Source organism: Bacillus sp. 2D03, assembly GCF_003946765.1.
Classification (GTDB): Bacteria; Bacillota; Bacilli; order Bacillales; family Bacillaceae_G; genus Bacillus_A; species Bacillus_A cereus.
This window is the reverse complement of sequence record NZ_RPSJ01000001.1, coordinates 333,078-357,932: the sequence shown is the minus strand read 5'-3', so window position 1 is coordinate 357,932 and position 24,855 is coordinate 333,078. Positions and strand designations below refer to the sequence as shown.

The window sequence follows — 24,855 nt, the reverse complement described above, 5'->3', positions numbered from 1 at the left end:
TAAAAAATGGAGTTGGTAAATTGTGAAATGGTCAGAAATTAGTATTCATACAACAGAAGAAGCAGTAGAAGCTGTCTCTCATATTTTACATGAAGCTGGTGCTAGCGGAGTTGCGATTGAGGATCCAGCGGAGTTAACGAAAGAGCGCGAGCAACAATATGGTGAAATTTATGCATTGAACCCAGATGAATATCCGGCGGAAGGTGTATTAATAAAAGCGTATTTCCCGCAAACGGATTCTTTACATGAAACGATTGCAGGTGTAAAATCATCTATTGATGTGCTTCCATCTTACGACATCGAAATTGGTACTGGAAATATTACCGTTAACGAAGTCAATGAAGAAGATTGGGCTACTGCTTGGAAAAAATATTACCATCCAGTACAAATTTCTGATACATTCACAATCGTACCGACTTGGGAAGAATATACACCATCTTCTCCTGATGAAAAAATCATTGAATTAGATCCGGGTATGGCGTTTGGTACAGGAACTCATCCAACAACAACGATGTGTATCCGTGCTTTAGAAAAAACAGTACAGCCAGGTGACACTATTATTGATGTAGGAACAGGTTCTGGTGTACTTAGTATTGCGGCTGCAAAATTAGGTGCGTCTTCTGTTCAAGCATATGATTTAGATCCGGTTGCGGTTGAAAGTGCAGAAATGAATGTACATTTAAATAAAACAGATGATATCGTGTCTGTTGGACAAAATAGTCTTTTAGAAGGTATTGAAGGTCCTGTTGATTTAATCGTAGCTAACTTATTAGCAGAGATTATTCTATTATTCCCTGAAGATGCAGCAAGAGTTGTGAAGTCAGGTGGATTATTTATTACATCGGGCATTATTGCTGCGAAGGAAAAAGTAATTTCTGAGGCGTTAGAACAAGCTGGATTTACAATTGAAGAAGTGTTACGAATGGAAGATTGGGTAGCAATTATTGCACGAAATGCGTAATATAGATTTTAGTCTATAATGAAAAGGGGAGTCTCTCACTATAAGGTGAGAGACTTGCCGTTTGTTATATGAAAAATGATAACGTTTCGTTCTTTTCGTAAGTGTTGACTTACGAAAGGAACGAAACTCTACTAAGGTGATTATATGCAACGTTATTTTGTAGAAGAGAAATATGTAAATGAGACAAGTATTCGGATTGTAGGTGATGACGTACATCATATCGCAAGAGTGATGCGTATGTCAGCTGGTGATCATATTTATTGCTGTGTAAACGGAAAAACAGCAGTATGTTCAATTGATGAAATTACCAGTGAATTTATTAATACGGCTATTGTAGAATGGGTAGAGGCGTCAAGTGAACTTCCTGTTTTCGTGACGATTGCAAGTGGACTGCCAAAAGGAGACAAGCTAGAGTTAATTTTTCAAAAAGGAACTGAGCTTGGGGCAGCTGCATTCTTACCATTTCAAGCATCTCGCTCTATCGTAAAATGGGATGCGAAAAAAGCTGATAAAAAAGTTGAGCGTTTAAGAAAAATTGTGAAAGAAGCTGCGGAACAATCACATAGAAGTGAAATTCCAGAAGTACATGCTCCGGCATCATTTAAGCAATTGCTTTCAATGAGTGGTGAGTATGATGTTTGTCTTGTTGCTTACGAAGAGGAAGCAAAACAAGGTGAGAAATCTAATTTTGCGAAAGCTTTAACGACAATGAAACCAGGTCAAAAGCTATTGATTGTATTTGGCCCAGAAGGCGGTTTAGCTGAGGAAGAGATTACAGCGCTTCGTGAACATAAATTTGTACCATGTAGTTTAGGACCAAGAATTTTAAGAACAGAAACGGCGCCGTTATACGCGTTAAGTGCTGCTTCGTATCATTTTGAATTGATGGGGTGATGATCAATGTCAACTGTTGCGTTCCATACGTTAGGTTGTAAAGTAAACCACTATGAAACAGAAGCCATTTGGCAATTGTTTAAACAAGGTGGTTATGAAAGAACAGAATATGAAAAGAAAGCTGATGTATATGTTATTAACACATGTACAGTAACGAATACTGGGGACAAAAAAAGCCGTCAAGTAATCAGACGTGCTGTGCGTCAAAATCCAGATGCAGTTATTTGCGTAACGGGATGTTATGCACAAACATCTCCAGCTGAAATTATGGCGATTCCGGGTGTAGATATTGTAGTTGGTACACAGGATCGTGAAAAGATGTTAGGTTACATCGAAGAATTCCGTAAAGAGCGTCAACCAATTAATGCTGTCCGTAATATTATGAAAACACGTGTGTACGAAGAACTTGATGTACCTTATTTCACGGATCGTACACGTGCGTCTTTAAAAATACAAGAGGGTTGCAATAACTTCTGTACATTCTGTATCATTCCTTGGGCGCGTGGTTTAATGCGTTCTCGTGATGGAAAAGAAGTTATTAAACAAGCACAACAATTAGTGGATGCAGGCTATAAAGAAATCGTATTAACGGGTATTCATACAGGTGGATACGGCGAAGACATAAAAGATTATAACTTAGCTGGATTACTTCGTGATATGGAAGCGGAAGTAGACGGATTAAAACGTCTTCGTATTTCTTCTATTGAAGCGAGTCAAATTTCAGATGAAGTAATTGAAGTGTTAGATAAATCTGAAGTAGTTGTACGCCACTTGCATATTCCGTTGCAATCTGGTTCTAATACTGTATTAAAACGTATGCGTCGTAAATATACGATGGAGTTCTTCCAAGAGCGTTTAGATCGTTTGAAAGAAGCGTTACCAGGCCTTGCGATTACATCTGACGTAATCGTTGGTTTCCCAGGTGAAACAGAAGAAGAATTCATGGAAACATACAATTTCATTAAAGAGAACCGCTTCTCTGAGTTACATGTGTTCCCTTACTCAAAACGTACAGGAACACCTGCAGCACGCATGGAAGATCAAGTTCCTGAAGATGTGAAGAACGATCGTGTTCATCGTTTAATTGAGCTATCTAATCAATTAGCGAAAGAGTACGCATCAGCGTTTGAAGGTGAAGTGCTTGAAATCATTCCGGAAGAGCAATTTAAAGAGGGCGACCGTGAAGGGTTATATGTAGGGTATACAGATAACTACTTAAAAATTGTATTTGAAGGATCAGAAGAATTAATTGGTAAGCTAGTGAAAGTGAAAATTACGAAAGCTGGTTATCCATATAACGAAGCGCAATTTGTTCGTGTTCTTGAAGATGATGTAAAAAAAGAATCAGCTAGCGCATAAAAAGAGCGTGCAACCGGAAACGGTTTGCATGCTTTCTTTATTTGAAGCGGTTAAGTACTATAAGGTGGGGAGGCGTTTCATGCATCCCTGTATGAAAAAAGATGAAATGATAAAAATATAGTTGTCTTCATCAGTAAAGGATACTAGCTATTTGCATAACTTTTGAAAAGGAAATGCTTCTATTCTTCTTTTATTCTGCCAAATAGTTGACCTGAAGTGATAAAATGTATTATAATCGTAAAAGACATGCTGAAGAAGTGTTTCTTTTTGCATGCTGAAGTTAGTATGTAAGTGTGATGTTTCGGAGGGAGGGAAAGAGAATGTCAAAAACAGTCGTTCGTAAAAACGAGTCTTTGGAGGATGCACTTCGCCGTTTTAAAAGATCGGTTTCTAAAACTGGTACACTTGCTGAAGCAAGAAAGCGCGAGTTTTATGAAAAACCAAGTGTAAAACGTAAGAAGAAATCTGAAGCGGCAAGAAAGCGTAAATTCTAAGAGAGGGTGTAAGTTATGAGTCTTCTCGGTCGTTTAAACGATGATATGAAACAAGCGATGAAGAATAAACAAAAAGAAAAATTAACCGTTATTCGTATGGTTAAGGCTGCTTTACAAAATGAAGGTATTAAACTGCAACATACTCTTACTGAAGAAGAGGAAATAACAGTTTTAGCTCGTGAAGTAAAACAGTATAAGGACTCCCTCCTTGAATTTAAAAAAGCTGGTCGTGAAGACCTTGTTAATAAACTGCAAAGTGAAATTCAGATTTTAAGCGCATATTTGCCAGAGCAATTAACTGAAGAAGAACTAGTTGATGTAATCAAGCAAGTTATTTCTGAAGTTGGTGCGACTTCTAAAGCGGATATGGGTAAGGTGATGACTGCTGTTATGCCGAAAGTAAAAGGTAAAACAGACGGATCACTTGTGAATAAGCTGGTTATCCAGCTATTAGCGTAAAAAAACGTCTCATTTCGTATGAGACGTTTTTTTATTGTTCTTATTAAGGAGAAACGCTATATTGCTTAAAAAGGGTTTCTGTAAGTGATAGAAACCCCTCTAGTTAAAGTTTCAATTTATTATTTCCTTGTATAATTCCGATTCTACACCTGTTCTTACTTCCTTGACTAAAACTTCTTTCGCAAATAAAAGCTAAGTACCGAACCTTCTGAAACTCAGATTGAAGTTTTATAGCTTGCTCTTCAGCATAATCCTCAAAGGTAATGAAAGAGATTCTAACTATTTTAGATTTTGCATCAGTTGCATAAAATGGCCGGATATTACTGTCGGTAACTTGTTTTATAACATTCAAAATTTCTTGACCAAAGCCAATTTCCTTTCGTATTTCCTCATTTATTAATTCATTTTTTAATGAACCCTAATATTTTTTGAAATTCATATAACAACCATCTATAAAATATTCTTACTTAAAACGTAACATTCAGAGTGGAGAAATTTTCTTTTTTTGATTTTATCCCTCATTAACGGGCAGCCCGATTGGTGAGGGTTGATTAAAGTTTCACTTTATCTCATGTGTCCAATAAATGACAACTACTTATTCTATGGTCAGTATGTCACGTCCAGAACGAATTGTAACAGTTTTTTTCAAGTTTCCAACTTCTCGCTAGGCTTAATTTCTTAATGTAACTTGTACTGATATCCTGTAGGGGCGCATATTCTTGTATTAATACTTCTATTATTAAAGGTAACATCCTCTAATCCATCATTGTCCTGACAAATATGATTTCATATAGCGACTGTTTTAATTAACATGATATGAACTCTTACAGAATATAGTTATGTTAGTGAAGTCGTTATAACACGATAGGCGCTTGTGAAGAAATACATATATATGGGATGAGAGGGGGTCTTTCGAGATGAAGAAATTAGAACAAATGAAAAATTGGTTGACAAAACAAGTAGACCTACCAGTGGATGTATTAATGGATCTACCTCGGATTACTCTTGTTGGGCAAATACATATTTATATAGAAAATCATCGGGGGTTATTAGTGTTTTCAGATAAAGAAGTGCGATTGCTTTTAAAACACGGTCAATTATTAATTAAAGGACAATCCTTTGTTATTAAAACGATTCTTCCAGAAGAGCTTTTACTCGAAGGGATAATTGAGCAAGTAACATTTTTAGAAAATGAAAAAAAAGGTGATTGAAGTGAAACTTCCATTTGTGAAGTTTTTCTTCTTTATCCTGTAAAAGTTCCGTTGATAGAGACGGATTACAGTTTTACTCGGTTTCATTTTAGTACGAGCTATTTTAATGCTTCAAATAAAAAGTAGTATATCTACTTTTAGAAAGGTAGTGAAGGTGGTAAATGAAAAATAAATGGTTTATAAAGTGGCTTGGATATGTAAAAGTGCGAATTGAAGGTAGAGGAGCGGAACGGTTTGTTAATGAATGTGTACGGAGGAATTTATTAGTTTGGGATGTTAAAAAGATAGCTGATGAAACGTTAGTTTTTTGTATATTGTTACGCGATGTGAAAAAAATAAAACCAATTTATAGAAAAAATGAATGTAAATTATATTTTATTGGACGTTATGGTTTTCCTTTTTGGAATAAGCGTTTAATTAAAAATAGTGGATTTTTAATTGGTTTTTTAATTTTCTTTTTTGGTGTGATTGCAATGTCAAATATGGTTTGGAAAATTGAAATTACAGGAGCAAAACCTGAAACAGAATATATATTGATGAAAGAATTGGATAAAATGGGTATTAAAAAAGGGAAACTACAATTTCAAATGCCGAATGTAGAAGATGTACAACGCCATTTGACAGATAATATTAATGCCATTACTTGGGCGGGACTAGAAGTAAGAGGAACGACGTATCATTTTAAAATTGTTGAAAAAAACGAACCGAAGAAAGAAAAGGAACAAAGGCCGCAAAATTTAGTAGCAAAAAAAGAAGCGATTATTACAAAGACGTTCGTAGAAGTTGGAAAGCCGGTTGTACTGAAAAATGATCATGTAGAAAAAGGGCAGATTCTCGTATCAGGAATATATGGTAATGAGGAAAGTCCGACGATTGTTTCAGCGAAAGGTATTGTGTATGGAGAAACGTGGTATACATCTAAGGTGGATGTCCCGTTAAAGACGCAATTCCAAGTGTATACTGGTAATGTATACAATGAACATTTTCTTAAATTTGGGGATACGAAAATAAAAATATGGGGATTTCAGCATGATAAGTATAAACGCTCTCGTACTGAAAGTGTAAAGCATGATGTGAAATTATTTGGTTTTACACTGCCGATTGCATATGAAAAAGATGTTGTGAGAGAAGAGGAAGAAGCGAATCGAGAATATACAGAAAAGCAAGCGCTGAAAGTAGCGAAAGAGATGGCCGAAAAAGAACTAAAGAAAAAATTGGATGAACATGCTATGATTGTAAGTGACAAGATTTTGAGTAAAGAGGTTGAGGCGGGTCAACTAAAGGTCACATTGCATTATACTGTGGTTGAAAATATTGCAGAGCCACAACCAATATCCGAATCCGATATTCAAGGAGACTGAGTAATGGCAGAACAATTAGTAGAAATGAACCAACAATTGGAAAATACTAACGAAGCAATCGCTCTTTTTGGAGTCAATGATGCACATTTAAAAGTAATTGAACGAGAACTGAATGTATCGATCGTAACTAGAGGAGAAACTGTTCATGTATCTGGGGCAGTTGAAACGGTGACACTCGTAGAAAAAATCTTACAGCAATTACTTGTTGTAATTCGTAAAAGTATATCAATTTCAGAGAGAGATGTTGCGTATGCAATTCAGCTTGCACAACAAGGGAAAATTGCTCAATTTGAAGAGTTATATGAAGAAGAAATTTTCAAGACTGCAAAAGGTAAATCCATTCGTGTAAAAACAATGGGGCAAAGACGATATATTCATGCGATGAAGAAGAATGATATTGTCTTTGGGATAGGGCCTGCAGGAACTGGAAAAACATACTTAGCTGTAGTAATGGCTGTGAGGGCTTTAAAACAAGGGTATGTAAAGAAAATTATTTTAACAAGACCTGCTGTAGAAGCTGGAGAAAATTTAGGTTTTTTACCAGGGGATTTGAAAGAGAAGGTAGATCCATACTTACGCCCATTATATGATGCCTTACATGATATTCTTGGACAAGAATATACGCAGCGTATGATGGAGCGAGGAGTAATTGAAATCGCGCCGCTTGCTTATATGAGGGGGCGTACGCTTGATGATTCATTTGTTATTTTAGATGAGGCTCAAAATACAACGGGTGCTCAAATAAAAATGTTTTTAACAAGATTAGGTTTTAGTTCTAAAATGGTTATTACAGGGGACCCTTCACAAGTAGACTTGCCAAAAGGGGTAAAATCAGGGCTATCTATAGCTGCTAATATTTTATCTGGTGTATCAGGTCTGTCATTTATTACATTAGAACAAACGGACGTTGTGAGACATCCATTGGTGCAACGTATTATTGAGGCATATGATAAAATGGAATGATCCTATTTGTCAGGATCATTTCTTTTTGTATGATAAGGTTGGCGAACGTCATATTTTTTACTATCATGAAAGATAAGGAAAATAAACTATAGGTACTAGTGTATAAAATGTTACCTCAAAGTATCGTTTGGTAGAAGAAATGAAAGCTATAAATAGTTTCACTTTATTTCTGGAGAGGAGAAGGTATTGAAATCATGTCAAGATCTCAAGAAATTTCTAAGTGGTTTCGTAATTTACAACATTCGAAAAAACTAAGTTGGATTTCTTACGTTGTATTAGGAGCGGTGCTGTTTTTTGCGCTTATGAATAATGTAAAACCAGAGCAATTAGATGTTAATATGTATTCTATTGCGAAAAAGACAATCCATTCTCCTATAAAAATTGAAGATAAAGTTACAACGGATAAAAAGAAAAAAGAAGCCGCTACAAAAGTTGAAGATCAATATACATATAAAAGTGAGTATAAACAAAACAAAGTTGATATTGTGAATGACGTCTTTGCTAAAGTGGATGAAGTGGTGCAAGAGATTAAAGCTGTTGGACCGGATGATCAAAAAAAGATGACTGATGCTGAGAAAGTGGAGAAGTTAAAAAAGAAACTACCCGCTGACTTAACGAAAGAATTATCTGATTCAAACTTACTAAGTTTGATTAATGCAGATTCGAGTCAATTAGTATTAGCGAAAGATGCTGCGGTCACAGCAATTAATAGTATCATGACTGAGCATATTAAAATGGACGAATTGAAAGATGCGAAAGAACGATATGTAAGTGAGATGAATAGTGTTAATGTTGATAATGGTTTAAAAGAGTCGATTAAGGCGCTAGGAAGATATGCAATTTCAGCGAACTATTTTTATGACCCGATTTTAACGAAAGAGAAGAGAAAAGCAGAGGAAGATTTAGTTCCACCTGTTTATATTCTTCAAGGACAAGTTCTTGTTAGAGAAGGTGAAACAATTTCAAGTGATGTGTATAATCAGTTGAAATTAGTTGGTTTGTTAGAAAAAGGGAACGGCTTTCAACCTTATGTTGGATTAGCGGTACTCATTGGTGTGTTACTATACTTTATGCATAAACAATTTGAATTATTTTTAAAGAGAAAAAGAGAAGATAGACCGTATGTTTTAGCGTATATTACAATTTTGTCTATCACAATTGTCTTAATGAAAATCATTAGTTTGTTTCAAAAACTTGAATACGCGGGGATTGCATATGTTGTCCCAGTTGCGATGGGAACAATACTTGTAAAACTAATGATTGGTGATCGATTTGTCTTTTTAACGAGTATGATTTTTTCTGTATGCGGAAGTATTATGTTTAATGAAGGAGTAACGAGTACATTAAATTATAGTGTAGGGATTTACGTATTGTTAAGTTCATTATCGGTTAGTATTTTCTTGCGAGAAAAAAATCGTCGTACAATGATTTTACAAGCTGGTATACTCGTTTCTGTATTAAATGTAGTCGTATTGGCGGCGCTCTTATTATTACGTAATGGGAATTTTTCGCCTCTTGAAATTGGTACGCAATTATTAATGGCTTCGCTTTCAGGGATTATATCATCCGTTTTGGCTATGGGGATTTTACCATATTTAGAAAGTGGACTTGGAATCGTATCAAGTATGAAGCTTATGGAACTATCAAGCCCAAATCATCCGCTTTTACGCAGAATTTTGTTAGAAGCGCCAGGGACATATCATCATAGTGTAATGGTAGCGAATCTTTCTGAGGCTGCTTGTGAAGCAGTCGGGGCAAATGGTGTATTAGCGCGTGTAGGGGCATATTATCATGATGTAGGAAAAACAGTACAACCGCAATTTTTTATTGAAAACCAAATGGGAATTGAAAATCCGCATGATAAATTAGATCCTGTAACGAGTAAAGATATTATAATTGCTCACGTAACGGATGGAGTAAGAATGCTCGAAGAATATCATATTCCACAAGAAATTATTGATATCGCTGGGCAACATCACGGTACAACGTTACTGAAATATTTTTATTATAAAGCTATTAAAGAAGATAAAGAAAAATATACAGAAGAGATGTTCCGTTATCCAGGTTCAAAAGCAACTTCGAAAGAATCGGCAATTGTTGGTATTGCTGATAGTGTAGAAGCTGCGGTACGTTCTATGAATCACCCAACGCCAGAACAAATTAATAATTTGGTGCAAAGTATTATTAAAGATCGACTACAAGACGGTCAATTTAGTGAATGTGATTTGACGTTTAAGGAACTACAAATCGTTGGAAAAACGTTGTGTGAAACGTTAAATGGTATTTTCCATTCGCGTATTACATATCCGGAACTTCCGGAAGAAAAGGAGAAAGAATGAGTTTGTTAATTGATTTTATTGATGAAACAGAAGAAGTAAAAGAAGCGTATATGAGTTTAATTCGTGAAGTGTTAGAAAAAGCAGCTCAAATGGAAAATATCGAGGATGGTGCGGAGGTATCGGTGACATTTGTAGATAATGAGCGCATTAGAGAAATTAATCGTGATTACCGAGATAAAGATCAACCTACAGATGTAATATCCTTTGCCATGGAAGAAATGGGAGAAGGAGAAATGGAGATTGTTGGTGCAGAGATGCCGCGCATGTTAGGTGATCTTATTATCTCTATTCCAAGGGCGAAAGAGCAAGCTGAAGAGTACGGACATTCTTTCGATCGTGAACTTGGATTTTTGGCGTTACATGGCTTTTTACATTTACTTGGTTATGATCACATGACAGAAGAAGATGAAAAAGAAATGTTCGGAAGACAAAAAGAAATTTTAGAAGCTTTTGGATTAGGACGATGAAAAAAGGAAAACTTATAGATAGTTTTGGATATGCTATAGCTGGTATATTCTTTTGTTTTCGTCATGAACGAAATATGAAAATCCATTATTTAGCCGCAGTCATTGTTATATGCTGCGGCTTTTATTTCCATATTACGAGAACAGAGTGGATGATATTACTTATTGTAATAGGTAGTGTAATGAGTTTAGAAATGGTAAATACGGCTGTGGAAAAAACAGTAGATTTAGCGACTGCCGATATTCATCCATTTGCAAAAATTGCAAAGGATGTTGCGGCAGGAGCGGTTTTATTGTTTGCAATTATAGCTGTTATAATTGGTGCTATTATCTTTTTACCGTATATGGTATAGTTGCATTCCGAAGCTTTTATTAAGCTTTGGAAGTGCCGTAAGGGGCTTTAATGAGAGAGTGTACCTCTTCATAGCTGTGAACAGGAAGGATGCGGGAATATGAATAGTAAACAATTAATTCTAGAAGCAATCGAAGCGCGTAAACAAGCGTACGTACCATATTCTAAATTTCAAGTAGGTGCAGCACTATTAACGCGCGGTGGAAAAGTATATCGTGGATGTAATGTTGAGAATGCATCATATGGCTTATGTAATTGTGCTGAAAGAACAGCTTTATTTAAGGCGGTTTCTGAAGGAGATAAAGAATTTGTAGCCATTGCGGTTGTAGCAGATACAAAGCGCCCAGTACCTCCTTGTGGAGCATGTCGACAAGTTATGGTAGAATTATGTAAACAGGATACGAAAGTATACTTAACAAATTTACATGGTGACGTTCAGGAGACGACAGTCGGAGAATTGTTACCAGGAGCATTTTTAGCGGAGGATTTACATGAATAGAAAAGGTTATAAATCAGGTTTTGTCTCTATTATTGGCAGACCGAATGTTGGAAAATCTACATTTTTAAACCGTATTATCGGTCAAAAAATTGCTATTATGAGTGACAAGCCACAAACGACTCGTAATAAAATTCAAGGCGTATATACAGAAAATGATTCACAAGTAATTTTCATTGATACACCAGGAATACATAAACCTAAACATAAACTAGGTGACTTCATGGTGAAGATGGCGCAAACGACATTAAAAGAAGTTGATATCGTTCTGTTTATGGTTAATGCTGTCGAAGGCTTTGGTCGTGGTGAAGAATTCATCATCGAGAAGTTAAAAGAAACGAAACAACCAGTATTTTTAGTTATTAATAAAATTGACCAACTTCATCCAGAGCAATTACTAGAGTTAATTGATCAATATCGTAAACTACATGAGTTTGCAGAAATTGTACCAATTTCTGCGTTAGACGGTAATAATGTGGACGCTTTAATTGGAACAATTAAAAAGTATTTACCAGAAGGACCACAATACTATCCAGATAATCAAGTAACGGATCATCCGGAGAGATTTATTATTGCAGAGCTTATTCGTGAGAAAGTACTACATTTAACACGTGAAGAAGTGCCGCATTCTGTGGCTGTTGTTATCGATGCGATTCAAAAGCGTGAGGGCGGGGCAGTTTATATAAATGCAACGATTGTTGTTGAACGTGCATCACAAAAAGGAATCATCATCGGAAAACAAGGGAAAATGTTAAAAGAAGTTGGTAAGCGAGCTCGTTTTGATATTGAAGCGCTACTTGGTTCTAAAGTATTTTTAGAAGTATGGGTAAAAGTGCAAAAAGATTGGCGTAATAAAATGTCTCAGCTTCGTGACCTAGGTTTCCGCGAGGATGAGTACTAAAATAGAGTCAAGCTGTAATCAGTGGATGGTTGGTTCATCCACTGATTATTGGTTTTTATGAACTTTGATAAATTAGGAAAAATTTTTCTCACATGAAAATGGACAAAATGGGTCAATTTAATAACAACAAAGGAAATTGGTTTATAGGCTACGCTTATTGAGAAAGGTGGATTCTTATGCTAGATTTTACCTGGAAGTTTTTCTCCAAAACAGGAAGCATTGAAACGTACTTGCTTTTGAAAGAAATGGAAAAAGACGTAAACGATGAGATGGATCAACATGAAGAGGAGCTAGCGCATCTAGACTCTCCAATTTCTTGACCCGTTTTGTTCAAACCTTGGATGGTGACGAACATGTTTCAAAAAGTTGAGGGCATCGTTATCCGTACGACAGATTACGGAGAAACGAACAAGATTGTTACAATATTCTCAAGAGAACTTGGTAAGGTAAGTGCAATGGCAAGAGGGGCAAAAAAACCGAAAAGCCGATTAGCATCTGTGTCGCAATTAATGACACATGGCCAGTTTCTTATTCAAATGGGATCTGGGCTTGGAACATTGCAACAAGGCGAGATTATTTCAACTATGAAAGAAATTCGCGAGGATATATTTTTAACTGCTTATGCATCATTTATTGTTGAATTAACTGATAAAGCAACAGAAGATAAAAAACATAATCCGTATTTATTTGAAATGTTATATCAAACGTTGCATTATATGTGTGAGGGTGTTGATCCAGAAGTATTATCATTAATTTATCAAACGAAAATGCTTCCGGTATTAGGGATGCGCCCGTACTTTGATACATGTGCGATTTGTCATCAAGAAACAGACTTTGTCGCCTTCTCCGTTAGGGAAGGCGGTTTTCTGTGCTCACGTCATGCGGAGCAAGACCCGTATCGTATACCGGTAGGAGAAGCTGTTCATAAATTATTACGTCTTTTCTTCCATTTCGATTTACATAGGCTCGGAAATGTATCGGTAAAGGATAGCACAAAAAAACAAATGCGTTTAGTATTGAATACATATTATGATGAATATTGCGGAATTTATTTGAAATCAAGACGTTTTTTAGAACAACTTGATAAGTTTCAAATATAATTTTGGGCCGTATACGGTCCTTTTTACATACTTTCTTTTTCGAATAGCATATTTAGTATATAATATTTAAGAGATAGTATAACTTTTTTCGTTGTGCATTAAAGGTGGTGATTATCATAGAGCTGAATAAACGGCAAGAACATATAATTCAGATTGTAAAAGATCACGGTCCTATTACAGGGGAATCAATTGCAGCGCAATTGGGTCTAACACGTGCGACGCTAAGACCAGACTTAGCAATTTTAACGATGGCTGGTTATTTAGAAGCACGTCCACGCGTAGGTTATTTTTATACGGGTAAAACTGGGGGGCAGTTATTATCTGAAGCTGTTAAGAAAATTAAAGTACAAGATTATCAATCTAGACCGGTTGTAATTGATAAAAATGTTTCCGTGTACGATGCAATTTGTACGATGTTTTTAGAGGACGTTGGTACATTGTTCGTTGTAGATCAGATGACTCTATTAGTTGGTGTTGTGTCTCGTAAAGATTTATTAAGAGCGAGCTTAGGAAAGCAGGATTTAACCTCTCTTCCGGTTAATATTATCATGACAAGGATGCCAAACATTGCGATGTGTCGTAGAGAGGATTCTTTATATGATATTGCGATGGAATTAATAGAAAGACAGATTGATGCAATGCCAGTTGTAAAAGATACGAAACAAGGTTTAGAAGTGATTGGGCGAATTACAAAAACAAATATTACACGTGCGTTTGTAAATTTAGTAAATAACGAATAAGTGTAATTTGTTTAAAGTGAGGTAATGTAATGGATAATAAAATCGTATATGTCGTATCTGACTCTGTAGGGGAAACGGCTGATTTGGTTGTTCGAGCAGCAATGGGGCAATTCCCGTTTGCTCCTGATATTAGACGTGTACCGTATGTAGAAGATACAGGGACATTAAAAGAAGTGATTTCGATTGCTAAGAGTAATCAAGCACTTATATGTTTTACGTTAGTTAAGCCTGATATGCGCAAATATTTAGTAACAGAGGCTGCAAAAGAAGGGGTAGAGGCATACGATATTATCGGCCCTCTTATTGATCAAATTGAAGAAATTACGGGGCAAGTGCCGAGATGTGAGCCAGGCGTTGTCCGTAGGTTAGATGAAGAATACTTTAAAAAGATTGAAGCGATTGAGTTTGCTGTGAAGTATGATGACGGCAGAGATGCACGAGGTATTTTAAAAGCGGATATCGTGTTGATTGGTGTTTCGCGTACATCAAAAACACCACTTTCCCAATATTTAGCTCATAACAAACGCTTGAAAGTTGCGAATGTACCACTCGTGCCAGAAGTTGACCCACCTGAAGAACTATATCAAGTGGCAAAAGAAAAATGTTTCGGTTTGAAAATTACGCCAGATAAGTTAAATCATATTCGAAAAGAACGATTAAAGTCACTTGGATTAAGTGATGGAGCAACATATGCAAATATTAATCGTATTCAAGAAGAAATTGATCACTTTGAGGAAGTAATTAGTAAAATAAATTGTCAAGTAATCGATGTATCGAATAAAGCAATTGAAGAAACAGCAAATATTATTGTGAATGCAGTGCAAAACCAAAAAATGTTTTAGCACATTTACCAAAGGTGAATGTGCTTTTTTCGCTCGTGTGAAATATGGTACCTATGGATTTTGTAATAGATTGTAGTGTAATGGTTATACTTATACTCCTTTGTCTTTTAGTATATTCAAGGTGTGAGTTTGTCATCCTGAAATGTAAGATGAAAAAATAAAGGGATATGTAGCGTAGTTGAAGAAAATATATTATAATAAAAAATTGTGATAAAAACCTATATTTTACGTTTAGACTTTAATTTTTCAGAATAAACTAGGGATAGGATTTACGAAAAAGACATGTAATTACGTTAAATCGACAAAATCTATACAAGAAAACGCACATTATGGAAGGATTCACAGAAGGGATGTAGAATACAGAAATATGCAAAGCATTGACAACATATTAGTTGGTGTGGATGTATATCCCGTGAAGGCTGAAATTGTGCAAGTTGGAGCGGAATTTCATGTCGGAATTTTGTTTGTCGCATCATATGCTCATCCTTTAAGGAAATAGCAAGGCCATTGGATCTTTGTAGATACTGAACAAAATGGAGTTGATCGTTATATGGATCAACATGAAAAAGTTACAAATCTCAAGATCAAACGGTATATGTGGCTTGCTACTCTTCTTATAAAAAGGTGTATATGTATTGTTTCTAAGAGATACATTTGTAACAGATGAGCAAATGTATACAATTTTATATAGCAAGTATGTATATGCGATTTATGCAGATAAAGGACCTATAGGAAAGGTTTAAAATCGTTTATACAATGTAATCGGCAACACTTTTTAACAAGTTTAGAAAAATATTGTCGAATTATAAAGGAATTTTTTAATTTATATCGAATACAAAATACGACACGGAGATGGAGTTATGGGGAACAGAATTCCCGAAGAAGTTGTTGAACAGATTCGGACATCATCCGATATTGTAGAAGTCATTGGTGAATACGTTCAACTTAGAAAACAGGGGCGTAACTATTTCGGCCTTTGTCCATTTCATGGTGAGAATTCTCCTTCATTCTCTGTTTCATCTGATAAGCAAATTTTTCATTGCTTCGGATGTGGAGAAGGTGGAAATGTATTTTCCTTTCTAATGAAAATGGAAGGACTGGCTTTTACCGAGGCTGTTCAAAAGCTAGGCGAAAGAAATGGAATTGCGGTTGCAGAGTATACATCAGGGCAAGGACAACAAGAAGACATATCTGATGACACTGTCATCATGCAACAAGCTCATGAATTATTGAAAAAGTATTATCATCATTTATTAGTAAATACGGAAGAGGGAAATGAAGCACTTTCATATTTATTAAACCGTGGTATTACGAAAGAGATGATTGAGAAGTTTGAAATTGGTTATGCATCACCTGCTTGGGATGCAGCGACGAAAATTTTACAAAAAAGAGGTTTATCGCTGTCTAGTATGGAACAAGCTGGCCTTCTAATAAGAAGTGAGAAGGATGGTAGTCATTATGATCGCTTCCGTGGAAGAGTTATGTTCCCGATTTATACGTTACAAGGTAAGGTGATAGCGTTTAGTGGAAGGGCGTTAGGAGATGACACTCCGAAATATTTAAATAGCCCTGAAACACCGATTTTTCACAAAAGTAAATTGTTGTATAACTTCCACCAAGCAAGACCGTTTATTAGAAAACGTGGGCAAGTGGTTCTTTTTGAAGGATATGCCGATGTACTAGCTGCGGTAAAAAGTGGTGTGGAAGAAGCTGTTGCGACAATGGGAACAGCTTTAACTGAAGAACAAGCAAAACTTCTGCGACGTAACGTTGAAACTGTTGTTCTTTGCTATGATGGTGATAAAGCAGGGCGAGAAGCGACGATGAAAGCAGGGCAATTATTGCTAAAAGTTGGTTGCCAAGTGAAAGTCACATCCTTGCCAGATAAGCTTGATCCTGATGAATATGTGCAACAATATGGAACTACTGCTTTTGAAAATCTTGTGAAATCAAGTGTGAGTTTTGTTGGTTTTAAAATAAATTATTTGCGTTTAGGGAAAAATTTGCAAGATGAGTCTGGCAAAGAAGAATATGTGAAGAGTGTTTTAAAAGAGTTATCGTTGTTACAAGATGCGATGCAGGCAGAGTCATATTTGAAGTCATTATCGCAAGAATTTTCGTATTCAATGGAAACACTTTTGAACCAATTGCACCAATATCGCAAAGAACAAAAGGTACAGCAAAAACAAATAAAGCAGGTTGCTAAACCGTCTCAAGTCGTTCAAACAAAACCGAAGTTAACAGGTTTTGAAAGAGCGGAAAGAGAAATTATTTACCATATGTTGCAAAGTGCAGAAGTAGCTGTTCGTATGGAATCCCATATAGAAGATTTTCATACAGAAGAACATAAAGGGATTTTATATGAACTATACGCATATTATGAAAAGGGAAATGAACCTTCAGTCGGAACATTTTTAAGTTGGCTCTCTGATGAAAAGTTGAAAAATATTATCACTGATATTTCGACGGATGAATTTATTAATCCAGAATACACAGAAGAAGTGTTGCAAGGCCATTTGGAGACGCTTAGACGGCATCAGGAAAAACTTGAAAAGATGGAAATTATCTTTAAAGTGAAACAAATGGAAAAAACAGATCCTGTAGAGGCTGCTAAATATTATGTAGCATATTTACAAAATCAAAAAGCGAGAAAATAGCTTTTTTGATAAAGTTTTAGTATAATGAATGTTTGTATCTCGCGTAAGGAGGGGAACAGATGGCTGACAAACCAGCTCGTTCTAAACAAATTGAAACTGAAATGACCCTTGAGCAAGTGAAAGAACAACTCACTGAGCTCGGAAAAAAACGTGGCGTTCTTACATATGAAGAGATTGCAGAACGCATGAATGGATTTGAAATTGAATCCGATCAAATGGATGAATACTATGAATATTTAGGTGAACAAGGCATTGATTTAGTTGGTGATAATGACAACGAAGAAGGCCCTAATAATCGCCAAATTACAAAAACAGAAGAAGAGTTTGACCTCAATGATTTAAGTGTACCACCTGGGGTTAAAATCAACGATCCTGTTCGTATGTATTTAAAAGAAATTGGTCGTGTAGACTTACTATCTGCAGAAGAAGAAATTCGACTTGCAACGCGTATTGAAGAAGGCGATGAAGAAGCGAAACGTCGTCTTGCAGAAGCAAACTTACGTCTTGTAGTAAGTATTGCAAAGCGCTATGTAGGCCGTGGTATGCTTTTCTTAGACTTAATTCAAGAAGGTAATATGGGTCTAATTAAAGCTGTTGAAAAGTTCGATTATCGTAAAGGTTTCAAATTTAGTACGTATGCAACTTGGTGGATTCGCCAAGCTATTACACGTGCCATTGCAGACCAAGCGCGAACAATTCGTATTCCAGTTCATATGGTTGAAACGATTAATAAGTTAATTCGTGTACAACGTCAATTATTACAAGATTTAGGTCGCGAACCATCTCCTGAAGAGATTGGTGAGGAAATGGATCTTGCTCCAGAAAAAGTACGTGAAATCTTAAAAATTGCACAGGAGCCAGTTTCTCTTGAAACACCAATTGGTGAAGAAGATGACTCCCATTTAGGTGACTTTATTGAAGACCAAGAAGCAACATCGCCTGCGGACCATGCAGCCTATGAATTGCTAAAAGAACAATTAGAAGATGTGTTAGATACACTAACAGATCGTGAAGAAAATGTTCTACGTCTTCGTTTCGGTTTAGATGATGGACGAACTCGTACGCTTGAAGAAGTTGGGAAAGTATTCGGCGTAACGAGAGAGCGTATTCGTCAAATTGAAGCAAAAGCACTTCGCAAATTAAGACATCCAAGCCGTAGTAAGCGTCTTAAGGATTTCTTAGAATAGGTTATTTTTTAAGTTTACTTCACTTTTGTGAAGTAAACTTTTTTATTTTGTTAATTTTTGTTAAAATTTAGCTATGGGCAACGATTACAATTTCTTGTAATTTATTTTACAGAATTGTCTTTTGATTTGCAAATGCTCATTTTTCGATTTTTCGATTAATTTTGTTTATTATATACAAAAATATATGTAGAAAAGCGAAAAATATGATGAGAAACGTTAATAATTATCGAAATAATAAGCGATATGACAATAAAAAACAATAAACTGAATTTATGGAATATTTTTAACAAGTATTAGTTTGCTCTTTTCTGATAGAGCGTTTTCAAGTACAATATAAATGACTGAATCATCTAACTATTTAGGGGTATAGAGGGGGGAGAAGAGATATGAAACGTAATCCGCTGATTCCGTTCGCTCTTATTGCAGCATTGGGTATTATCGTTATGTTTGTATTTTCATTTCAGGGGCTAAATAAATCTAAAGAGTTAGCTGATGCAAAAAATGGCGGGAAGCCAGCACAAACAGCATCAAAGCCAGAGGATATTGTGAAGCAAAGCTGTACGAGCTGCCATGGTGATCAGTTACAAGGGGCAGTTGGACCTAACTTACAAAAAATTGGTGGGAAACTTTCAAAGGATGAAATTAAAGAAATTCTTTCGAAAGGAAAAGGCAATATGCCTGCCAATATAGTTCCAGCTGATCAAGCCGCTAAAGTAGCTGATTGGTTATCGAAGAAAAAATAAAGTTCCGTATGACAAGCCTTTTGCTTATGCAAAGGGCTTGTTTTTCTATATTTTCTAAAATACGATGAATGATAGAGCGGTGAATTGTTGTTATGGGCTTGCAACAACTACTATAAATTCATTATCATGGAGACAGACTGACAAGAGAAGGAGTAATGGAAATACATGAATGAAGTAAAGCTTTCAAAACGATTAGAAGAAGTTGTACGTGAAATACCAGTAGGGTCTACAGTTGCTGATATTGGATCGGATCATGCGTATTTACCGTGTTATACAATTATAAATAATATTGCTACAAAAGCAGTTGCAGGAGAGGTTGTAGATGGACCATTTCGCTCTGCGCAAGCAACTGTAGCTGAAAGTGGTTTACAAGATAAAGTAGATGTGCGTAAAGGGAATGGATTAGCTGTTATCGCACCAGGAGAAGTAGATGTAATTACGGTTGCCGGAATGGGCGGAGCGTTAATTCGTGACATTTTAGAAAGTGGTAAAGAGAAATTAGAAGGTGTAACACGTTTAATTTTACAGCCTAATATTGCAGCGCATCATATTCGTGAATGGTTTATTGAGAATGGTTGGGAGCTTATCCATGAAAAAATCGTAAAAGAAGATGGGAAAATTTACGAAATTTTAGTAGGGGAGCGCGGAAATGTTGTAGCGCCTTACTCTGAAAATAAACAAGCTGAATTGTTTATGGGACCATTTTTAATAACAGAAAAAAGTGAAGCCTTCGTTGAAAAATGGGAAGGAGAATTAAAAAACTTCCAAAATATTTTAAAACAGTTGGAACGTGCGGCTGATTCTGAAGAAACAAAAGCGAAGCGTGGGGAAGTAGAAGCGAAAATGAAAATGATAGGGGAGGTTTTATCATGAGTAAAATTCCAAACGGCCATGAAATTATTTCTTTATTTGAAAGTATGTATCCGAAGCATTTGGCAATGGAAGGAGATAAGATTGGTCTGCAGATTGGAGCGCTTAATAAACCCGTGCAGCACGTATTGATTGCGCTAGATGTAACGGAAGAAGTTGTGGATGAAGCAATTCAATTAGGGGCAAATGTCATTATTGCTCATCATCCTTTAATTTTTAACCCGTTAAAAGCGATTCATACAGATAAGGTGTATGGGAAAATTATTGAAAAGTGTATTAAAAATGATATTGCAATCTATGCAGCGCATACAAATGTGGATGTTGCTAAGGGCGGGGTAAATGATTTACTTGCTGAGGCGTTAGGATTGCAAAATACAGAAGTTCTAGCACCGACATATGCAGAAGAAATGAAAAAAGTTGTTGTGTTTGTGCCAGTCACTCATGCAGAAGAAGTAAGGAAAGCATTAGGAGACGCAGGTGCTGGTCATATCGGCAATTATAGCCACTGTACGTTTAGTAGCGAGGGTACAGGCACATTTGTACCTCAAGAGGGGACAAATCCTTATATCGGGGAAACTGGACAGTTAGAACGTGTAGAAGAAGTACGAATCGAAACGATTATTCCAGTTTCATTACAGCGGAAAGTGATTAAAGCAATGGTAACGGCACATCCATATGAAGAAGTAGCATACGATGTGTACCCGCTTGATAATAAAGGTGAAACGTTAGGCCTGGGAAAAATAGGATACTTACAAGAAGAAATGACGCTTGGTCAATTTGCAGAACATGTGAAACAATCATTAGACGTGAATGGGGCAAGAGTTGTCGGTAAGTTAGATGATAAAGTGCGTAAAGTAGCTGTACTTGGTGGAGATGGTAATAAATATATAAACCAAGCGAAATTTAAAGGAGCAGATGTATATGTAACTGGTGACATGTACTATCATGTTGCTCATGATGCGATGATGCTCGGTTTAAATATAGTTGACCCAGGACATAATGTTGAAAAAGTAATGAAACAAGGTGTACAAAAGCAACTGCAAGAAAAAGTGGATGCAAAGAAATTAAATGTTCAAATTCATGCTTCGCAGTTACATACAGATCCATTCACATTTGTATAAGAAAAATAAAAACCGTTGCTCCATTAGGGCAACGGTTTTTATTATTGTTCTTTCTTCACCTTTACGCGAGGTAATATCTTTTGAAGTGGTACTTTTCTAACTCTCTCCCACGTTGTTGGATTCATTGGGTCATATTGCTCTAAGAACGCGATAACTTCTTTTGTAATCGGCGTTGGAGTAGAAGCACCTGCTGTAACAGCTACGTTTTCTACACCTTGTAGCCACTCTAATTGAATTTCGCTTACATCAGCAACTCGATATGCTTTTGTACCCGCGATTTCTTGTGATACTTGTGCTAAGCGATTTGAATTGTTACTTTTCGGATCACCAACAACAATTGTTAAGTCTGCAACATCAGCTTGTTTAGCGACAGCTTCTTGGCGAACTTGAGTAGCTAAACAAATTTCTTTATGGAATTCTGCTGTTGGGAATTTTTTTTGAATGTCCTCCATTAAATGTTGAACATCCCATTGACTCATCGTTGTTTGATTCGTTACTAAAATTTTATCTGTTGGAATTTCTAATGTTTTTAAATCATCGGCTCTTTCGATAAGGTGAACGATGTCAGGTGCAATACCAACTGCACCTTCTGGCTCTGGATGATTTTTTTTACCGATATAAATGACATGATACCCTTCCGCTTTCTTAGCTTCGATAAGGTCATGCGTCTTGGTAACATCTGGGCAAGTGGCATCGATTGTTGTTAAACCTTTTTCTTTTGCGCGTTGTTTAACTTCTGGAGAAACACCGTGTGCTGTGAAAATAACAGTACCAGAATCAATTTTATCTAAAATTTCTAAGCGACTTGGACCGTCTAATGTGATGATTCCATCTTCTTCAAAAGCGTCTGTAACATGTTTATTGTGAACAATCATACCTAAAATATAAATGGGTCTCGGCAATGATTTATCTAATGCAGCGTTACGTGCAATTACCATTGCATCGACAACACCGTAGCAATAACCACGAGGGGAAATTTTAACAATTTTCATATGAGTAATCCTCTCCTTCTAAACAAGGGATACTTTTGTGCATAGTCTTTTACATTATAAAGGAGGAGTGGATAGAAAACAAAGGATTGTTACACATATAGTTTTGGTTTTGTTGCTGTTTGTTGAACTGGTTCTTTCGGTAACTCTTTTTCTATTACAGGTTCAATCACTATTTTCTTTCGTTTTCGTTTCTTTTTTTGAGGTGCAGGAGGCGGACTTTCTACCTCAACTGGCTCTGTTACATTTTCCGTTTGATTTTCTTCCGTACTTTTTCCAGAGGTGAGGATTTTAACAATGCTTGGTAGACTACGCATAATAGGACCATACTGTTCGACGACAGGACCTACAGATTGAACGACTTGGGATACTTTTTCGATGTTGTTTATCATATTAGTAGGATTCGAAATTAAGTTCGAAAAGAAACTGCCGATGCCACTGCTTGCTGTTGCGGCAGCTGTAGTTGCGCCGCCGCGCGTTTCATTTGATTCATACATTTGAGGCGGTATCATTTGCTCAGGATGTTGCTGCATGTATGGTTGATATTGTGGATGTTGCTGCTGATATTGTTGCTGGTATTGCTGCTGATATTGCTGTTGATATTGTGGCGGCGGTGGTGGTTGCTGATGCATCATCAGTTGCCCTTCCATTTGTCGGTAAGGTGGAACCATTTGCATAAAAGGCTCGGTTGGATCGTGTTTTTTAAAAAGCTTAGCAAGAAAACCTTTCTTTTTTTGTGCCATTGGTGGTAGTTGTGGAATTGGATATGGTGTATAAGGTTGCTGCCCTGGATTCGGATACATTTGCCTTGTAGGGGATTTCGGAAACATGTGAGAAATCCTCCTTTCTTCAGTTAGGTATATACACATACAATATGCAATAAAAGGGAAGAAGGTTAGTTTTTGAAGTGAAAACCTAAACTAAAGATGGATTTTACTTGTAGATTTCGATATAATGTAGACTTGACTGATTTGTGCGCGCAGTAGAAATTTTAGAAAGAAGGTGTAACTTATGACACAACAAACTTTTACACAGTATGATTTTAAACCATTTTTAATAGATGCAGTTCGTGAACTACGCTTTACAGAGCCGACAGGAATTCAGCAGAAAATTTTCCCGGTCGTGAAAAAAGGTGTAAGTGTAATTGGACAATCCCAAACAGGTTCTGGGAAAACACATGCATACTTACTTCCTACATTAAACAGAATTAATGCAAGTCGTGAAGAAGTACAACTTGTTATTACAGCGCCTACTCGTGAGTTAGCACAACAAATTTACGAAGAAATCGTGAAATTAACAAAGTTTTGTGCGGAAGACCAAATGATTACAGCACGTTGTTTAATTGGTGGAACTGATAAACAACGCTCAATTGAAAAGTTGAAAAAACAACCTCATATCGTAGTTGGAACACCAGGACGTATTAAAGATTTAGTAGAAGAGCAAGCATTATTTGTTCATAAAGCAAATACGATTATTGTCGATGAAGCAGACTTAATGCTTGATATGGGATTCATTCATGATGTAGATAAAATTGCAGCACGCATGCCTAAAAACTTGCAAATGTTAGTTTTCTCTGCAACAATTCCTCAAAAACTAAAACCGTTTCTGAAGAAGTATATGGAGAATCCAGAGCATATTCATATCAATCCAAAACAAGTTGCAGCTGGAAACATTGAACACTATTTAGTGCCTTCTAAACATCGTAATAAAATTGATTTAGTGCATAAAATGCTACTTCAATTTAAACCGTATTTAGCAGTTGTTTTCACGAATACGAAAAAGATGGCAGACCAAGTTGCTGATGGATTAATGGAACGTGGCTTAAAAGTTGGACGAATTCACGGGGATTTATCACCACGTGATCGTAAAAAAATGATGAAACAAATTCGTGACCTTGAATTCCAATATATTGTTGCGACTGATTTAGCAGCACGTGGTATTGATATTGAAGGGATTAGCCATGTTATTAACTATGAGCTACCATCAGATTTAGATTTCTTCGTTCACCGCGTTGGAAGAACAGCACGTGCGGGGCATTCTGGTATTGCAGTGACGATATATGATCCAGCAAACGAAGAAGCGTTAGATAGTTTAGAAAAACAACGTCATATTGAGTTCAAGCATGTAGATTTACGCGGAGATGAGTGGGCCGATTTAGGTGAGCGTCGTCGTCGTAAGAGCCGTAAAAAACCAAATGACGAACTTGATGTTATGGCAACGAAAGTTATTAAAAAACCAAAAAAAGTAAAACCAAACTATAAACGTAAACTTGCAACAGAACGTGACAAAGTGAAGAAAAAATATGGCAATAAAAAAAGATAAGGGGTTTCCCTTATCTTTTTTTTATCCCGC

At 36.3% G+C, this 24,855-nt stretch carries 25 protein-coding genes; 23 read left to right on the top strand and 2 right to left on the bottom strand.

Annotated elements, in window-relative coordinates; all coding sequences use genetic code 11:
- Positions 1 to 22: 22 nt before the first annotated feature.
- From prmA to EBQ15_RS02020, 22 genes are all read left to right on the top strand, one after another.
- The gene (gene prmA, locus EBQ15_RS02130) at positions 23 to 961 is read left to right on the top strand and encodes a 50S ribosomal protein L11 methyltransferase (protein ID WP_000872102.1); all 939 of its coding nucleotides are present in this window, start codon (positions 23 to 25) and stop codon (positions 959 to 961) included.
- Between the two features lie 144 nt (positions 962 to 1,105).
- Positions 1,106 to 1,855 carry a 16S rRNA (uracil(1498)-N(3))-methyltransferase gene (locus EBQ15_RS02125; RefSeq protein ID WP_001190159.1) on the top strand — a complete coding sequence of 250 codons (750 nt, stop codon included), beginning with the start codon at positions 1,106 to 1,108 and terminating at the stop codon, positions 1,853 to 1,855.
- A 6-nt stretch (positions 1,856 to 1,861) separates the two neighbouring features.
- Entirely contained in the window at positions 1,862 to 3,214 is a 1,353-nt protein-coding gene (gene mtaB / locus EBQ15_RS02120) for a tRNA (N(6)-L-threonylcarbamoyladenosine(37)-C(2))-methylthiotransferase MtaB (protein ID WP_000108676.1), read from the top strand.
- Between the two features lie 320 nt (positions 3,215 to 3,534).
- Positions 3,535 to 3,708, top strand: coding sequence for a 30S ribosomal protein S21 (gene rpsU / locus EBQ15_RS02115; protein WP_000048061.1), 174 nt, complete (start codon positions 3,535 to 3,537; stop codon positions 3,706 to 3,708).
- Between the two features lie 15 nt (positions 3,709 to 3,723).
- On the top strand, positions 3,724 to 4,167 hold the full coding sequence (locus tag EBQ15_RS02110; RefSeq protein WP_000054562.1) for a GatB/YqeY domain-containing protein: 444 nt from the start codon (positions 3,724 to 3,726) through the stop codon (positions 4,165 to 4,167).
- Positions 4,168 to 5,084: 917 nt separating this feature from the next.
- A complete protein-coding gene (gene yqfC / locus EBQ15_RS02100; protein WP_000732269.1) occupies positions 5,085 to 5,378 on the top strand; it encodes a sporulation protein YqfC in 294 nt (97 codons plus the stop codon).
- 161 nt (positions 5,379 to 5,539) lie between these two features.
- A complete protein-coding gene (yqfD, locus tag EBQ15_RS02095; protein WP_000792493.1) occupies positions 5,540 to 6,739 on the top strand; it encodes a sporulation protein YqfD in 1,200 nt (399 codons plus the stop codon).
- Between the two features lie 3 nt (positions 6,740 to 6,742).
- A complete protein-coding gene (locus tag EBQ15_RS02090; RefSeq protein WP_000840520.1) occupies positions 6,743 to 7,702 on the top strand; it encodes a PhoH family protein in 960 nt (319 codons plus the stop codon).
- 194 nt (positions 7,703 to 7,896) lie between these two features.
- A complete protein-coding gene (locus EBQ15_RS02085) occupies positions 7,897 to 10,041 on the top strand; it encodes an HD family phosphohydrolase (RefSeq protein WP_000091514.1) in 2,145 nt (714 codons plus the stop codon).
- The gene (ybeY, locus tag EBQ15_RS02080) at positions 10,038 to 10,508 is read left to right on the top strand and encodes an rRNA maturation RNase YbeY (RefSeq protein WP_000054679.1); all 471 of its coding nucleotides are present in this window, start codon (positions 10,038 to 10,040) and stop codon (positions 10,506 to 10,508) included. The genes EBQ15_RS02085 and ybeY overlap by 4 nt, the downstream gene beginning before the upstream one ends.
- On the top strand, positions 10,505 to 10,858 hold the full coding sequence (locus EBQ15_RS02075; protein ID WP_000715469.1) for a diacylglycerol kinase family protein: 354 nt from the start codon (positions 10,505 to 10,507) through the stop codon (positions 10,856 to 10,858). The genes ybeY and EBQ15_RS02075 overlap by 4 nt, the downstream gene beginning before the upstream one ends.
- Before the next feature lie 99 nt (positions 10,859 to 10,957).
- Complete coding sequence (locus tag EBQ15_RS02070; protein WP_001086286.1) at positions 10,958 to 11,356, top strand: cytidine deaminase; 399 nt, start codon at positions 10,958 to 10,960, stop codon at positions 11,354 to 11,356.
- On the top strand, positions 11,349 to 12,254 hold the full coding sequence (era, locus tag EBQ15_RS02065; RefSeq protein ID WP_001080237.1) for a GTPase Era: 906 nt from the start codon (positions 11,349 to 11,351) through the stop codon (positions 12,252 to 12,254). The genes EBQ15_RS02070 and era overlap by 8 nt, the downstream gene beginning before the upstream one ends.
- Before the next feature lie 176 nt (positions 12,255 to 12,430).
- A complete protein-coding gene (locus EBQ15_RS02060) occupies positions 12,431 to 12,574 on the top strand; it encodes a YqzL family protein (protein ID WP_000883924.1) in 144 nt (47 codons plus the stop codon).
- A gap of 33 nt (positions 12,575 to 12,607) precedes the next feature.
- Positions 12,608 to 13,354: a DNA repair protein RecO gene (recO, locus tag EBQ15_RS02055; RefSeq protein WP_000487013.1), complete on the top strand. Its 747-nt coding sequence runs from the start codon at positions 12,608 to 12,610 to the stop codon at positions 13,352 to 13,354.
- Positions 13,355 to 13,461: 107 nt separating this feature from the next.
- Positions 13,462 to 14,094, top strand: a complete 633-nt coding sequence (ccpN, locus tag EBQ15_RS02050; protein WP_000583756.1) for a transcriptional regulator CcpN — start codon at positions 13,462 to 13,464, stop codon at positions 14,092 to 14,094.
- A 29-nt stretch (positions 14,095 to 14,123) separates the two neighbouring features.
- Positions 14,124 to 14,936: a pyruvate, water dikinase regulatory protein gene (locus EBQ15_RS02045; RefSeq protein ID WP_000368935.1), complete on the top strand. Its 813-nt coding sequence runs from the start codon at positions 14,124 to 14,126 to the stop codon at positions 14,934 to 14,936.
- A gap of 860 nt (positions 14,937 to 15,796) precedes the next feature.
- Positions 15,797 to 17,593: a DNA primase gene (gene dnaG, locus EBQ15_RS02040; protein ID WP_000528221.1), complete on the top strand. Its 1,797-nt coding sequence runs from the start codon at positions 15,797 to 15,799 to the stop codon at positions 17,591 to 17,593.
- Positions 17,594 to 17,652: 59 nt separating this feature from the next.
- On the top strand, positions 17,653 to 18,780 hold the full coding sequence (rpoD, locus tag EBQ15_RS02035) for an RNA polymerase sigma factor RpoD (protein WP_000764066.1): 1,128 nt from the start codon (positions 17,653 to 17,655) through the stop codon (positions 18,778 to 18,780).
- A gap of 386 nt (positions 18,781 to 19,166) precedes the next feature.
- A complete protein-coding gene (cccA, locus tag EBQ15_RS02030; protein ID WP_000828141.1) occupies positions 19,167 to 19,523 on the top strand; it encodes a cytochrome c550 in 357 nt (118 codons plus the stop codon).
- A gap of 165 nt (positions 19,524 to 19,688) precedes the next feature.
- Positions 19,689 to 20,396 carry a tRNA (adenine(22)-N(1))-methyltransferase gene (locus EBQ15_RS02025; RefSeq protein ID WP_001006545.1) on the top strand — a complete coding sequence of 236 codons (708 nt, stop codon included), beginning with the start codon at positions 19,689 to 19,691 and terminating at the stop codon, positions 20,394 to 20,396.
- On the top strand, positions 20,393 to 21,514 hold the full coding sequence (locus EBQ15_RS02020) for a Nif3-like dinuclear metal center hexameric protein (RefSeq protein ID WP_000036234.1): 1,122 nt from the start codon (positions 20,393 to 20,395) through the stop codon (positions 21,512 to 21,514). The genes EBQ15_RS02025 and EBQ15_RS02020 overlap by 4 nt, the downstream gene beginning before the upstream one ends.
- Before the next feature lie 41 nt (positions 21,515 to 21,555).
- Here the strand turns inward: EBQ15_RS02020 and EBQ15_RS02015 are convergent, their stop codons facing one another.
- Together EBQ15_RS02015 and EBQ15_RS02010 are read right to left on the bottom strand one after the other, a co-directional pair.
- A complete protein-coding gene (locus EBQ15_RS02015; RefSeq protein ID WP_000706660.1) occupies positions 21,556 to 22,506 on the bottom strand; it encodes a 4-hydroxy-3-methylbut-2-enyl diphosphate reductase in 951 nt (316 codons plus the stop codon).
- 89 nt (positions 22,507 to 22,595) lie between these two features.
- On the bottom strand, positions 22,596 to 23,333 hold the full coding sequence (locus EBQ15_RS02010; RefSeq protein ID WP_000484162.1) for a YqfQ family protein: 738 nt from the start codon (positions 23,331 to 23,333) through the stop codon (positions 22,596 to 22,598).
- Between the two features lie 181 nt (positions 23,334 to 23,514).
- Between EBQ15_RS02010 and EBQ15_RS02005 the strand changes: the two genes are divergently transcribed.
- A complete protein-coding gene (locus EBQ15_RS02005; protein ID WP_000194015.1) occupies positions 23,515 to 24,825 on the top strand; it encodes a DEAD/DEAH box helicase in 1,311 nt (436 codons plus the stop codon).
- The last annotated feature ends 30 nt before the right edge of the window (positions 24,826 to 24,855 follow it).

Bases quoted from the DNA above. Each gene is read 5' to 3' on its own strand.
- EBQ15_RS02125 (WP_001190159.1), top strand. From the start codon at position 1,106: ATGCAACGTTATTTTGTAGAAGAGAAATATGTAAATGAGACAAGTATT.
- mtaB (WP_000108676.1), top strand. From the start codon at position 1,862: ATGTCAACTGTTGCGTTCCATACGTTAGGTTGTAAAGTAAACCACTAT.
- rpsU (WP_000048061.1), top strand. From the start codon at position 3,535: ATGTCAAAAACAGTCGTTCGTAAAAACGAGTCTTTGGAGGATGCACTT.
- EBQ15_RS02110 (WP_000054562.1), top strand. From the start codon at position 3,724: ATGAGTCTTCTCGGTCGTTTAAACGATGATATGAAACAAGCGATGAAG.
- yqfC (WP_000732269.1), top strand. From the start codon at position 5,085: ATGAAGAAATTAGAACAAATGAAAAATTGGTTGACAAAACAAGTAGAC.
- yqfD (WP_000792493.1), top strand. From the start codon at position 5,540: ATGAAAAATAAATGGTTTATAAAGTGGCTTGGATATGTAAAAGTGCGA.
- EBQ15_RS02090 (WP_000840520.1), top strand. From the start codon at position 6,743: ATGGCAGAACAATTAGTAGAAATGAACCAACAATTGGAAAATACTAAC.
- EBQ15_RS02085 (WP_000091514.1), top strand. From the start codon at position 7,897: ATGTCAAGATCTCAAGAAATTTCTAAGTGGTTTCGTAATTTACAACAT.
- ybeY (WP_000054679.1), top strand. From the start codon at position 10,038: ATGAGTTTGTTAATTGATTTTATTGATGAAACAGAAGAAGTAAAAGAA.
- EBQ15_RS02075 (WP_000715469.1), top strand. From the start codon at position 10,505: ATGAAAAAAGGAAAACTTATAGATAGTTTTGGATATGCTATAGCTGGT.
- EBQ15_RS02070 (WP_001086286.1), top strand. From the start codon at position 10,958: ATGAATAGTAAACAATTAATTCTAGAAGCAATCGAAGCGCGTAAACAA.
- era (WP_001080237.1), top strand. From the start codon at position 11,349: ATGAATAGAAAAGGTTATAAATCAGGTTTTGTCTCTATTATTGGCAGA.
- EBQ15_RS02060 (WP_000883924.1), top strand. From the start codon at position 12,431: ATGCTAGATTTTACCTGGAAGTTTTTCTCCAAAACAGGAAGCATTGAA.
- recO (WP_000487013.1), top strand. From the start codon at position 12,608: ATGTTTCAAAAAGTTGAGGGCATCGTTATCCGTACGACAGATTACGGA.
- EBQ15_RS02045 (WP_000368935.1), top strand. From the start codon at position 14,124: ATGGATAATAAAATCGTATATGTCGTATCTGACTCTGTAGGGGAAACG.
- dnaG (WP_000528221.1), top strand. From the start codon at position 15,797: ATGGGGAACAGAATTCCCGAAGAAGTTGTTGAACAGATTCGGACATCA.
- rpoD (WP_000764066.1), top strand. From the start codon at position 17,653: ATGGCTGACAAACCAGCTCGTTCTAAACAAATTGAAACTGAAATGACC.
- cccA (WP_000828141.1), top strand. From the start codon at position 19,167: ATGAAACGTAATCCGCTGATTCCGTTCGCTCTTATTGCAGCATTGGGT.
- EBQ15_RS02025 (WP_001006545.1), top strand. From the start codon at position 19,689: ATGAATGAAGTAAAGCTTTCAAAACGATTAGAAGAAGTTGTACGTGAA.
- EBQ15_RS02020 (WP_000036234.1), top strand. From the start codon at position 20,393: ATGAGTAAAATTCCAAACGGCCATGAAATTATTTCTTTATTTGAAAGT.
- EBQ15_RS02015 (WP_000706660.1), bottom strand. From the start codon at position 22,506: ATGAAAATTGTTAAAATTTCCCCTCGTGGTTATTGCTACGGTGTTGTC.
- EBQ15_RS02010 (WP_000484162.1), bottom strand. From the start codon at position 23,333: ATGTTTCCGAAATCCCCTACAAGGCAAATGTATCCGAATCCAGGGCAG.
- EBQ15_RS02005 (WP_000194015.1), top strand. From the start codon at position 23,515: ATGACACAACAAACTTTTACACAGTATGATTTTAAACCATTTTTAATA.